A 12,397-nucleotide genomic window follows, 5' to 3' on the forward strand; every position below is an offset into this window, starting at 1 on the left:
ACACCCGCTTTGCCGTCCGACGCCGTGCTCCGGCTAGTTTGTGTCCAGCACAGATGGGCGGTCCCGTGACGGCAGAGACGCACGGGGGACGAGAGGTCGGGGAAGAGTGTCGCTGCGCGCAGGCGATCCAGCCGAGATCGGCGGATATCCGCTGGAGGCGAGGCTCGGCTCAGGTGGCATGGGCACGGTCTTCCTGGCCCGTACGGAGTCGGGCCGGCCGGTCGCGATCAAGCTGATCCACCAGCAGTTCGCCGGGGACAGCGAGTTCCGCACCCGCTTCCGGCAGGAGATCGAGGCCGCCCGGCGGGTGAGCGGCGCGTTCACCGCGGCCGTGGTCGACGCCGAGCCCGAGGCCGAGCAGCCGTGGATGGCGACGACCTACATCGAGGGGCCCACGCTCGCCCAGCGCATCGCCGACGAGGGCCCGCTCGGTGGGTCCGCGCTGCGCAGCCTGGCGATCGGGCTCGCCGAGGCGCTGCGCGACATCCACCGGGTGGGCGTCGTCCACCGCGACCTGAAGCCCTCCAACGTCGTCCTCTCGCCCGAGGGGCCGCGCGTCATCGACTTCGGCATCTCGCGCGCCGCGGACCAGCAGACGCTCACCATGACCGGGCGCGTCATCGGGACCCCGCCCTTCATGTCGCCGGAGCAGCTCCAGGCGCCGCGCGGGGTCGGGCCGCGCTCCGACGTCTTCTCGCTGGGCACCCTGCTGGTGTACGCGGCGACGGGACGCGGGCCCTTCGACGCGGACAGCCCCTATCTGACGGCGTACCAGGTCCTGCACGACGAGCCCTCGCTGGACGCGGTGCCCGCCGTGCTGCGGGCGGTCGTCGAACCCTGCCTGGCCAAGGAGCCGGAGGGCCGGCCGTCGGCGGCCGAACTCCTGGAACTGCTGCGGGACCTGCCGGCCGATCTCGGCGGGCCCGGCACCGACGGATGCGCGACGGGCCGCACCCGCGATGTGGTCACCCAGCACCACCTCGCCACCCCGACACCGACCCCGCCCGCACCGGAACCCGCCCCGGAACCGGAATCCGAGCCCGAGCCGGCCTCCGCGTCGGAACCACGATCGGAACCGGAACCACAGCCGCAACCGCAACCGGAATCCGCCTCCGCCTCCTCCGCCCCGCGCGGCCGGTTGCGCGGGCGGCGGCGGACCGTGCTCGCGGCCGCCGTCGCCGTGGCGCTCATCGGCGGGGGAGTCGCCCTGCTGCGGGCCGGCGGCTTCGGCGAGGACCGGCCCGCCGGCGGGAGCGGCACGGTCGCCGCGCCCTCCGCCGCGCTGCCGGACGGCTTCCGGCCCTGGCGGGTGACCGTGCCGGGCGGCCGCGAGGACATCCCCGACGAGCTGCGGTGCGTCACGGGCGCCGGCGACGTGGTGTTCTGCGGGGGCGGCGGAGTCGTCGCGACCCGCATCAGCGTCCGGGACGGCTCCCGCGCCTGGACGGTCAAGAGCCCCGGCATCCCCGTCCAGGGCATGCACATGGTGGGCGCCACCGGCGACACCGTCCTCGGCTTCCGCATCGCCGCCCAGGACGACCCGCGGGGCCGCAACGACGAGGTGGTGGCCGTCGACGCCGAGAGCGGCGAGGAGCTGTGGTCCGCACCCTCCGGCGCCCAGTCGACGGCCGTCACCGGCCGCACCCGCGACGCGATCGTGCTCGGCTCCGCCGTCATCATGGTGGACGCCGCCGACTCCGCCTTCGAGGCCCGGGACGCGCACAGCGGGAAGCTGCTGTGGACGGCGCCGTTCCCCGCGGACTTCCGGTGCGCGCCCGTCCCGGTGGACGACGCGCTGCTGGCCATGTGCGCCGCGGACGCCGAGATGAACGCCGCGTCCGTACGCCACCCGTCCCTCTACCCGGTCGACCGGGCCTCCGGCCGCTGGGGCGCGGCCATCGCCGTCGACGGGCCCGCCGTGCCCGTGGGCGTCGCCGACGGCCGGCTCGTCCTGCTCCGGGAGGACACCGACGAGACGGCGTTCACCGGGTACAACGGGGTGGTGCGGGTGGACCCGGCCGCGGGCCGCGCCACGTACGCCCGGCTGGCCGCCATGTACACGGGCAACCCCGGCATGGCGGACGGCACCGTGTTCGTGAGCGGGCGGACCGGCCGCGTCACCGCGTTCGACCCCGCCACCGGCCGCAAGAAGTGGTCCCGGCAGACCAGCGTCGAAGGGGCGTCCGGACCGGTCGCCGGGAACGGCGCGCTGTTCTTCAGCTCCGCCACCGGCCGGGTCGTCGCGCTCGCGCCGTCCGACGGCGCCACCCTCTGGGCCACGGACCCCAGAGCGGACGGGCTCAGCGGCGAGCAGGGCGCGGGCCCGCGCGTCACCGTCGCGGGCGGCGCGGTCGTCGTGACCGCCGCCGGGAACACCGTCTTCGCCTTCGACACCAACCGCCCGCCGAAATCGGGCTGACCGGCGACCGGAACGCCCCGCTCAGGCCGCCCGGCCCAGGTGCGCGGCGGCCGGCCGGAGCCGGTCGTCCACCACCAGGCCGCCGGCCAGCACCAGCACCCGGTCCGCGTACGCGGCGGCGGCCGGGTCGGCGGTCGCCAGCACACAGGCCCGCCCCTCCGTGTCCACGGCCGTACGCAGCAGAGCGGCCAGCGCGCGCCCCGCGGCCGGGCCGAGCGCCCCGGCCGGCTCGTCCGCGAACAGCACGTCCGGACGCGACACCAGCGCACACGCGACCGCCAGCCGCTGCTGCCGCTCCCCGCAGAGCCGCCCCGGCCGCTGCCGCTCGTACCCGGCGAGACCCACCAGGGCGAGCACCTCGCGGACCCGGCCGGGCTCCGGCCGGCCGACGGCCCGGGCGACGTTCTCCGCCGCGGTCAGGGTGGGCACCAGATTGAACGCCGGGGACACGAACCCGGCGCGGGTCCGCCGCAGCTCCGCAAGCCCCCGGTCCGACAGCCGCGTCAGCTCCGTGCCGTCCCAGCGGACGGAGCCGCGCGTCGGCCGGTCCAGGCCCGCGAGGCAGTGCAGCAGGGCCGTCTTGCCTGAGCCGGAGGGCCCCGTCACCACGGTGAGGGTGCCGGGGGCCGCCTCCACCGACACCCCGCGCAGCGCCCGCACGGCGGCGCTTCCGCTGCCGTAGGTGCGGTGCAGGTCCCGGGCCCGGAGGGTCGTGCCGGTGCCGATGCGTTCCACTGTCTGCGTCATGACTCCATCCTGGGCGCGCGGACCGCCGCGATCGATCCTGCCCGCACCCGGACCGGGGGTGCGGAAAAGTGAACCATCGACGGGGCGCCTGCCCCTCCCGCGTCTACAGTGGGCCGCATGAACCGCTGGACCGAACTGACCGGGGACACCTCCGGCGAGGACTACGCCGCCCGCTTCGCCGCCCTCGCCCGCAGCGGCGCGGACGTGCACGGCGAGGCCCGGTTCTGCGCGGCCCTCGTGCCCGCCGGGGCGCGGGTGCTGGACGCCGGCTGCGGCACCGGCCGGGTCGCGATCCGGCTCGCGGAGCTGGGCTACGACTGCACCGGGGTGGACGTGGACGCCTCGATGCTGGCCGTGGCGCGCGAGCAGGCGCCCGCGCTGCCCTGGTTCCGGGCCGACCTCGCCACGTTCGACCCCGCATCCCTCGGCATCCGGCCCGGCTTCGACCTCGTCGTCGCCGCGGGCAACGTCATGGCGCTGCTCACCCCCGGCACCGAGGCCGCCGTCGCCGGACGGCTGTCCGGGGCGCTGCGCGCGGGCGGCCTGCTCGTCGCCGGGTTCGGCCTGGACGCGGACCACCTGCCCGTACCGCCCGCCCTCACGCTCGCCGAGTACGACGCCGGCTGCGCCGCCGCGGGCCTCACCCTCGTCGACCGCTTCGCCACCTGGGACGCCGCTCCGTACGACGGCGGCGGCTACGCCGTCAGCGTCCACCGCAGGGGCGACGGGGCCTGACACAACGGCGGTTCCGACGCCGTACACGGGGCGAGTGTTCGTGTTGACTTGGACTAGGTCCATCGTAGGATCGGTTCCGGCCGAAGCCGGGGCAGGACGCCCCTCGGGGCGAGACCGGCCAGGCCCTTCCCACCGCATGCCCAATTCTCAGCGCACCGAGATCCGCCCCGTTCGGAAGGAATTCCATGACTGAGAACCACGACGCGATCGTCACCGATCCCAAGTCGGACGAGGCCGGCGGCTGCCCCGTCGCGCACGATCGCGCGCCGCACCCCACCCAGGGCGGCGGGAACCGCCAGTGGTGGCCGGAGCGGCTCAACGTGCGGATTCTCGCCAAGAACCCGGCCGTGGCCAATCCGCTCGGCGGGGACTTCGACTACGCGGCGGCGTTCAGCGCGCTCGACCTGCCGGCCGTCAAGCGCGACATCGCCGAGGTGCTGACGACCTCGCAGGACTGGTGGCCCGCCGACTTCGGCCACTACGGCCCCTTCATGGTCCGGATGGCCTGGCACAGCGCCGGCACCTACCGCATCAGCGACGGCCGCGGCGGCGCCGGCTCCGGCCAGCAGCGCTTCGCCCCGCTCAACAGCTGGCCGGACAACGCGAGCCTGGACAAGGCCCGGCGCCTGCTGTGGCCGGTGAAGAAGAAGTACGGCAGGAACATCTCCTGGGCCGACCTCCTCGTCCTCACCGGGAACGTCGCCCTGGAGACCATGGGCTTCACGACCTTCGGCTTCGGCGGTGGCAGGGTGGACGCCTGGGAGCCCGACGAGGACGTCTTCTGGGGCCCCGAGACCACCTGGCTCGGCGACGAGCGCTACACCGGGGACCGGGAGCTGGAGAACCCGCTCGGCGCGGTCCAGATGGGCCTCATCTACGTCAACCCGGAGGGCCCCAACGGCAATCCGGACCCGCTCGCCGCCGCCCGCGACATCCGCGAGACGTTCCGCCGCATGGCGATGAACGACGAGGAGACCGTCGCCCTGATCGCCGGCGGCCACACCTTCGGCAAGACGCACGGCGCCGGACCCGCCGACCACGTCGGACCCGACCCCGAGGCCGCCCCGATGGAGCGCCAGGGCCTCGGCTGGGAGAGCTCCTACGGCACCGGCAAGGGCGGCGACACCATCACCAGCGGCCTCGAAGGCATCTGGACCGACACCCCGACCACCTGGAACAACAGCTTCTTCGACATCCTGTTCGGCTACGAGTGGGAGCTGTTCAAGAGCCCGGCCGGCGCCCACCAGTGGCGCCCCAAGGACGGGGCGGGCGCGGACACCGTGCCCGACGCCCACGACCCGGCGAAGCGGCACGCCCCGACCATGCTCACCACCGACCTCTCGCTGCGCTACGACCCGGCGTACGAGCCGATCTCGCGCCGCTTCCACGAGCACCCGGAGGAGTTCGCCGACGCCTTCGCCCGCGCCTGGTTCAAGCTCACCCACCGCGACATGGGCCCCGTCGTCCGCTACCTCGGCCCCGAGGTCCCGCAGGAGACGCTGCTCTGGCAGGACCCGCTGCCCGAGCGCGACCACGAACTGATCGACGCGGCCGACATCGCGGCCCTCAAGGAACGCGTACTCGACTCCGGCCTCACGGTCTCCGAACTGGTCGCCACCGCCTGGGCCTCCGCCTCCTCCTTCCGGGGCACCGACAAGCGCGGCGGCGCCAACGGCGCGCGCGTCCGACTCGAACCGCAGAACGGCTGGGAGGTCAACGACCCGGACCGGCTCGCGGCCGTGCTGCGCACCCTCGAATCCGTCCGGGAGACCTTCAACACCGCGCAGCGCGGCGGCAAGCGGGTCTCCCTCGCCGACCTGATCGTCCTCGCCGGCGCCGCCGGGATCGAGAAGGCGGCCGGGGACGCCGGAACACCGGTCGAGGTCCCCTTCACGCCGGGCCGGGTGGACGCCTCCCAGGAGCAGACCGACGCCGAGTCCTTCGTCGAACTGGAGCCCGTGGCCGACGGTTTCCGCAACTACGTGGGCAAGGGCAGCCGGCTCCCCGCCGAGTACCTGCTCCTCGACCGGGCGAACCTGCTCGACCTCAGCGCGCCGGAGATGACGGTCCTCGTCGGCGGTCTGCGCGTCCTGGGCGGCAACCACCAGCAGACCACGCACGGAGTGTTCACCGACGCGCCGGGCACGCTGACCAACGACTTCTTCGTCAACCTGCTCGACATGGGCACGACGTGGAAGTCGGTGGCCGACGACCAGAGCGCGTTCGAGGGCCGCGACTCCGCCACCGGCGAGCTGCGCTGGACCGGCACCCGCGCCGACCTGGTCTTCGGCTCGAACGCCGAACTGCGCGCCGTCGCCGAGGTCTACGCGAGCGACGACGCAGGCGAGAAGTTCGTCCGCGACTTCGTCGCCGCCTGGGACAAGGTCATGAACCTGGACCGGTTCGACCTGGTCTGAGCACACCCCGGGGGTACGGGCCGGCCCGCGCGGACCGGCCCGTACCCGCGGCGCTCAGCGCAGCGACTCCGGCAGCGCCTCCCGGTGCACGATGCCGAGGCGCTGCGTGGCACGGGTCAGCGCCACGTACAGGTCGCTCGTGCCGAACCGGCCCGGCTCCACCACCAGGACGTGGTCGAATTCGAGCCCCTTGGCCTGCCGGGGCCCGAGCAGCACCACCGTGCGCGCCAGATCCGGCTCCGCCCCGGCCGTGATCCCGTCCAGCGGCGCGGCGATCTCCTCGTGCAGCTCGCGCGGCGCGATCACCGCGAGCCGCCCCTCGGCGGGCGTCAGCTCGGCGACCGCCCGCGCCACCGCCCCCGCCAGGTCCGCCCCGGCGTCCCGGACCCACGGCACCTCGCCCGTGGACCGCACCGAACCCGGCGGCTCGAACGACGGGTCCACCGCCCGCAGCACCTTCGCCGCCACCTCCATCACCTCGGCCGGCGTACGGTAGTTGACCCCGAGCCGCACATGCTCGTACCGGTCCTCCACGTAAGGCCGCAGGATCTCCCGCCACGAGCCGACCCCCGCCTCCTCCGAGGTCTGCGCCGGATCGCCCACCAGCGTCATCGACCGGGTCGGCGAGCGGCGCATCAGCAGCCGCCACGCCATCGGCGACAGCTCCTGCGCCTCGTCCACGACGATGTGCCCGAACGCCCACGTCCGGTCGGCGGCGGCCCGCTCGGCCGCGCTGCGGTGATCGGCCTCCTCGTGGCGCTCCGCCATCCGCTCCGCGTCGATGATGTCGTGCGCGGCGAGCAGCTCCGACTCCTCGTCCTCGAACTCGAAGGACTCCGAACCCCTGGACAGCTCCAGCACGCCGTGCGCGTACGCGATCCGCTCCTGGCGCTCCGCCTCGGCCGCCGCCCGCTCGGCGCTGTCGTCCACGCCCAGCAGCTCCGCCGCCTCGTCCAGCAGCGGCACATCGGCCGGCGTCCAGTCGCCGTCGCCGGGCGCCCGCCGGATGGCTTCGGCGTCCGCGTCGGGCAGGTGGACCGGCTCGGCCAGGTACTCCGTGAGGAAGCCCTCCGGCGTCAGGGCCGGCCACAGCTCCTCGATCGCGGCGTGCACCTCCCGGCTGACCGCGACACCCTTGCCGAGCTGGGCGATGTCGTCCGGGCCCAGGAAGTTCGGACCGCCGTACGGGTCGGCGCCGATGCGCTCGGTGAGCTGCGCGGTCAGCGCGTCGATGATCCGGAACGCGAAGTGCGGCCGGGCCAGGTTGTGGGGGAGCCGGGTGTCACGGGCCGCCTGCCGGGCCTCGTAGGCGATCTCCCGGTCCAGGACCAGGTCGCCGTCGTCGTGCGGCACGGTCAGCGGGGCGCCGGGCTCCGGCAGCAGCTGCCGGTCGCGCACCGCGAGCGCCAGCGCCTCGGCCATGGCGGCGCCGCCCTTCACCGCGGCGGCGCGCGGGGTGTCCGTGCCCCGGGCGTGGACGCCGGGGAACAGTTCGGCCTGCGTGGCGAGCAGGACCCCCGTCTCGCCCAGCGCCGGAAGGACCTCGCCGATATAGCTCAGGAAGGCCGGGTTGGGGCCCACGATCAGGACCGCGCGCTTGGCCAGCAGCTCCCGCTGCTCGTACAGCAGGAACGCCGCCCGGTGCAGGGCCACCGCTGTCTTGCCGGTGCCCGGACCGCCCTCGACGACGAGCACCCCGCGGTGCGGCGCGCGGATGATGCGGTCCTGCTCGGCCTGGATGGTCCGCACGATGTCGGCCATGCGACCGGTGCGCGCGGAGTTCACCGCGGCCAGCAGCACGCTGTCGCCGCTCGGGTCCTCGTAGCCGGTGCGCTCGCGGTCCTCGATGTCCAGGATCTCGTCGTGCAGCTCGGTGACCACCCGGCCCTCGCTGGTGATGTGCCGGCGCCGGCGCAGCCCCATCGGGGTGTGGTGGGTGGCCAGATAGAAAGGCCGGGCGACCGGGGCGCGCCAGTCGATCAGCAAAGGCGTGCGCTCGGTGTCGTCCTCGCGGATTCCGATACGGCCGATATGGTGCGCGGTGCCGTCCCTGAGATCGATACGGCCGAAACACAGCGAGCCGTCCACCGCGTTCAGGGCGGCGAGCAGCCCCGAACGCTCGACGACCCGCACATCGCGTTCGAGCCGTGCCTGCCGGCCCGTTCCCACCGGGGTCAGGGCGTCCTCCACCTGGCGCGCGGCATCACCGCGGAGCACGTCGACGCGGTGATGGACCCGGTCGGCGAATTCCTGCTCCTTCTGCAATTCGGCGCTGTCCCGAGTTGACAAAATAGCTCCCTGACGGCTATGGTGATTCTTGTAGGCCCCCGGTGAGGGGCCTTTTCTGTGAACGCACAGAACCACTCAATATACTCGCGAAAATCCCCGGCCCGCAATTTCGGACCGGGGATTTTCTGTGCGCGGGGGATTCCCCCGGGGAGAGCGGGGATTCCTCGGGAAGGCGCCGGGCGGCCGGCTCAGATGTCCTTGAGCAGCCAGTCCGTGGTGGTCACGACCGCGCAGCGGCCCGCCGCCCAGCGCAGCGCCATGTCGTGGTCCTCGCGGGAGAAGTCCGCGACGGCGTCGGCCACCACGAACGCCCGGATGTCCCGCATCCACGCGTCGGCGGCGCTCATCAGCACCCCGATGTGCGCGTACACGCCGGTGATCACCAGCTGGTCGCGTCCGGCGTCCCGGATGAGGGACTCCAGCTCGGTACGGACGAACGCGCTGTACTTCCACTTGGTGAGCACCGTGTCGCCCGGCCGGGGCGCCACCTCGTCCGGCGCCGCCAGCGCCTCCGGATCGTCGGCGACCCCCGGCCCCCAGAAGTCCAGCTGGAGGCCGCGCTCCTCGGCGCTCTGGCCGCCGCGCTGCGCGGAGTGCACCACGGGGATTCCGGCGCGGCGCGCGGCCGCGCTGATCCGGGCGGTGTTGGCGAGCATGCCGGTCAGCGGCTGCTCGCCGGGCCGGTAGGCGCGCAGGAAGTGGTTCTGCAGGTCGTGGACGAGCAGGACGGCGCGCGCCGGGTCCACGGTCCAGTCGACCCGGTTCGCCGGGAGCTCGTCCGGGCCGGGCAGGGGATAGGGGGCGATGGCGGGCAGTGCCATGGAGAACCTTTCGGTGCCGGGCGCGGCGGATTCAGTGCTGCTCGACGGATGCTGACGGGGTGCCGGAAGCCGGCGGGGCGACCGGGACCGGCGGACCGGCCTCGGTGCGCAGGCCCTTCTTGCTGACCTTGCCGATGCCCGTCTGCGGGAAGGCGTCGACGAACTCGACCAGATCGGGAACCTTGTACGCGGCGACCCCGCGCTCGCGCACATGCCGCTTCACCGCGAGTGCCCCGAGCGGTCCGGCGCCCTCGCGCAGGATCACGTACGCCAGCGTGCGCTCGCCCAGATACGGGTCGGCCACCCCGACCACCGACACGTCGTGCACGGCCGGATGGGCCAGGATGATGTTCTCGACCTCCTCCGGCGCGACCTTCTCGCCGCCCCGGTTGATCTGGTCCTTCGCCCGCCCCTCGACCACCAGATGACCGCTCGGGGTGCGGCGCACGATGTCGCCCGTCCGGTAGAAGCCGTCCTCGGTGAACGCCGTCCGGTTGTGCTCCGGGGCGCGCCAGTAGCCGCGGATGGTGTACGGGCCCCGCGTCAGCAGCTGCCCGAAGTGCCCCTCGGGAACCTCCCGTCCGGCGTCGTCCACGATCCGGATCTCGTCGTCCTCGGAGATCGGCCGGCCCTGGGTGGTGACGACGGTCTCGTGGTCGTCGTCCAGCCGCGTGTAGTTGACGAGCCCTTCGGCCATGCCGAACACCTGCATGAGCCGGCAGCCCAGCGCGGGCTCCAGCCGGCGGGCCGCGGTCTCGCTGTACTTCGCTCCGCCGACCAGGACCAGTTCCAGGCTGGACAGATCCCACGTCGCCGAGGCCGCCGCGTCGGTCCACACCAGCGCCAGCGGCGGCACCATGCCCGTCAGGGTGACGCGCTCCCGCTCGATGAGCGGGAAGGCGGTGGCCGGGTCCGGGCGCGGGCACAGGACGACGGTGCCGCCGGCGTACAGGGTGCCGAGCCAACCGGGCGAACTCATCGGGAAGTTGTGCGCGGCGGGCAGCACCACGAGATAGCGGGTGTCCGCGTCGACGCCGCAGATCTCGTTGGAGCCGCGCAGCGAGTAGATGTAGTCGTCGTGCGTACGGGGGATGAGCTTGGGCACCCCGGTGGTGCCGCCGGACAGCTGGAGGAAGGCCAGATCGTGCGGCTCGGGCCCGTCCTCCGGTTCGGCCGCCGCCTCGCACGGCACCTCCGACAGGGCGGTGTGCTCGCCCGGCTCGCCGACCACGAACACGTGCCGGAGGGTGGGCGCCTGCGCCCGCACGGCGGTGGCCAGGGTGCGGTGGTCGAATCCGGCGTGCCGGTCCGGGATCACATAGGCGACGGCCTCGGCGAAGGAGCAGAAGTAGCCGATCTCCGTCTCGCGGTGGGCGGGCAGCGCGTAGACCGGCAGCGCGCCGATGCGGAAGAGGGCGAAGACCACCTCGGCGAACTCGGCGATGTTCGGCAGCTGGACGACCACCCGGTCGCCCTTGGCTATCCCGCGCGCCTGGAATCCGGCCGCCAGCCGGGCCGCCCGCTCGTCCAGCTCGCGATAGGTCCAGGCGCGCCGCTCGGGCGCCGGATCGACGATCGCGACGCGGTCGCCGTGCGCTTCGGCCCGCTCGCGCAGCATGCCGGTGAACGTCTCGCCGCGCCAGTGCCCGGCGGCCCGGTAGCGGGCGGCGAACTCGGCGGGCCAGGTCGGGGCGTCTTCGGACGGTGCGGTGCTCATGGAGCGGCTCCCACGGCGTTGAGGAACGTACGGATGCGGCGCGGCGGTCCCGGCGGGGGACGGGCGGGGGACGGGCGGGCCGGGTCAGGCGCGCAGGGTGGCGCCGCCGTCGACGTACAGGTCGTGCAGGGTGATGTGCCGGGCCCGGTCGGACACCAGGAAGGCGACCGCCTCCGCGACGTCGGCCGGTTCGGCGATCCGGCCGAGCGGGATGCCCGTGCGGAAGCTCGGGAGGTCCCCGGCGATCACCCGCCGCGCGGCGGGCCCGTCGTCCCGGTCCTCGCCGGCCGGCCACATGGCGCGCTGCATGTCGGTGAGGGTGGAGCCGGGCGAGACGGTGTTGCACCGGATGCCCAGGGGCGCCAACTCCAGGCCGAGGCACTTGGTGAACATGACGGCGGCCGCCTTGGACGCGGCGTACGCGGCCATCGTCGTCCGGGGGATGCCGGCGGCGTTGGAGGCGACCGTGACGATGCTGCCCGCGCCGCGCCCGGCCATCCGGCGTGCGACGGACCGCGAGACGTGGAAGACCCCGTCGGTGTTGACGGCGAAGGTGGCCGCCCAGTCCTCGTCGGTCAGCTCGGTGACGGGCGAACACCGCAGTATCCCGGCGACGTTGACCGCGATGTCGAGGGTGCCCAGGGACTCCTCCGTCTCGGCGACGGCGGTTTCGACGGCCGCCGCGTCCGTGACGTCCAGCGTCCGTGCGACGACGAGGCCGTCGTGCTCCCCGGCCAGGGCGTCGATGCCCTCCGGGTCCGCGTCGGTCGCCAGGACCCGGCAGCCGCGCGCGACGAGGGCGCGTACGACCGCCTCGCCTATGCCGCGCCCGGCTCCCGTGACGAGGGCCAGCCGGCCGGCGAGTTCCCCTTCGCCGGCGGGGACGGGACGAGGGGCAGCGGGGGTGGAATGCGGCGCCATGGCCTGGGGTCTCCATTTACCGGTGAGGGGGAGTCAGACTTAGGTAAGCCTAACCATATATCGACCGGAGGGGGAGAGGGCCTCAATGGCCGGCCTCATGGGGGAGCGTGCCGCGCGGTGCCCCGATCGCACCCGTATGGGTAAAAGGTGAACGGTGGCCGATGAGGGGGGATTTGATGGCCCCTAAAGATGTCAAAACGGACTAAATTGCGCCTATCGGGCGCAGTGGTCGACGTCACGTCCTCTCTTTCTGACGCGCGATCCGATGTCCCGGTTCCCAGACGTACCAAAGAATTTTGACTTCCCCCTGTGTGGCCGATCATGAGCATTT

Annotated in this window: 8 protein-coding genes; 3 read left to right on the forward strand and 5 right to left on the reverse strand. The window is 73.6% G+C overall.

Translation table 11 applies throughout. From position 1 onward, the window contains the following. The first annotated feature begins 106 nt into the window (after positions 1 to 106). Entirely contained in the window at positions 107 to 2,419 is a 2,313-nt protein-coding gene (locus DNK56_RS15995; RefSeq protein ID WP_111334544.1) for a serine/threonine-protein kinase, read from the forward strand. A 21-nt stretch (positions 2,420 to 2,440) separates the two neighbouring features. Here DNK56_RS15995 and DNK56_RS16000 read toward each other — a convergent pair whose 3' ends face one another. Then, positions 2,441 to 3,166, reverse strand: coding sequence for an ABC transporter ATP-binding protein (locus DNK56_RS16000; protein ID WP_111334547.1), 726 nt, complete (start codon positions 3,164 to 3,166; stop codon positions 2,441 to 2,443). Between the two features lie 117 nt (positions 3,167 to 3,283). On the opposite strand from DNK56_RS16000, the gene DNK56_RS16005 reads away from it, so the two are divergent. Together DNK56_RS16005 and katG are read left to right on the forward strand one after the other, a co-directional pair. Next, on the forward strand, positions 3,284 to 3,901 hold the full coding sequence (locus tag DNK56_RS16005) for a class I SAM-dependent methyltransferase (protein WP_111335872.1): 618 nt from the start codon (positions 3,284 to 3,286) through the stop codon (positions 3,899 to 3,901). A 185-nt stretch (positions 3,902 to 4,086) separates the two neighbouring features. Further along, a complete protein-coding gene (katG, locus tag DNK56_RS16010) occupies positions 4,087 to 6,318 on the forward strand; it encodes a catalase/peroxidase HPI (RefSeq protein WP_111334550.1) in 2,232 nt (743 codons plus the stop codon). A gap of 54 nt (positions 6,319 to 6,372) precedes the next feature. On the opposite strand, the gene DNK56_RS16015 is transcribed toward katG, so the two are convergent. The 4 genes from DNK56_RS16015 to DNK56_RS16030 all read right to left on the reverse strand — a co-directional run bounded on the left by DNK56_RS16015 (position 6,373) and on the right by DNK56_RS16030 (position 12,066). After that, positions 6,373 to 8,583 (reverse strand): HelD family protein, encoded by a 2,211-nt coding sequence (locus DNK56_RS16015; RefSeq protein WP_111334552.1) that lies wholly within the window; start codon positions 8,581 to 8,583, stop codon positions 6,373 to 6,375. A 212-nt stretch (positions 8,584 to 8,795) separates the two neighbouring features. Then, on the reverse strand, positions 8,796 to 9,428 hold the full coding sequence (locus tag DNK56_RS16020) for an isochorismatase family protein (RefSeq protein WP_111334555.1): 633 nt from the start codon (positions 9,426 to 9,428) through the stop codon (positions 8,796 to 8,798). A gap of 31 nt (positions 9,429 to 9,459) precedes the next feature. Continuing rightward, a complete protein-coding gene (locus DNK56_RS16025; RefSeq protein ID WP_111334557.1) occupies positions 9,460 to 11,145 on the reverse strand; it encodes a (2,3-dihydroxybenzoyl)adenylate synthase in 1,686 nt (561 codons plus the stop codon). An 84-nt stretch (positions 11,146 to 11,229) separates the two neighbouring features. Continuing rightward, entirely contained in the window at positions 11,230 to 12,066 is an 837-nt protein-coding gene (locus tag DNK56_RS16030) for a 2,3-dihydro-2,3-dihydroxybenzoate dehydrogenase (RefSeq protein ID WP_111334560.1), read from the reverse strand. Between the last annotated feature and the right edge of the window lie 331 nt (positions 12,067 to 12,397).

The sequence above is a fragment of the Streptomyces sp. AC1-42W genome, from assembly GCF_003248355.1.
In the GTDB taxonomy this organism is placed as follows: Bacteria; Actinomycetota; Actinomycetes; order Streptomycetales; family Streptomycetaceae; genus Streptomyces.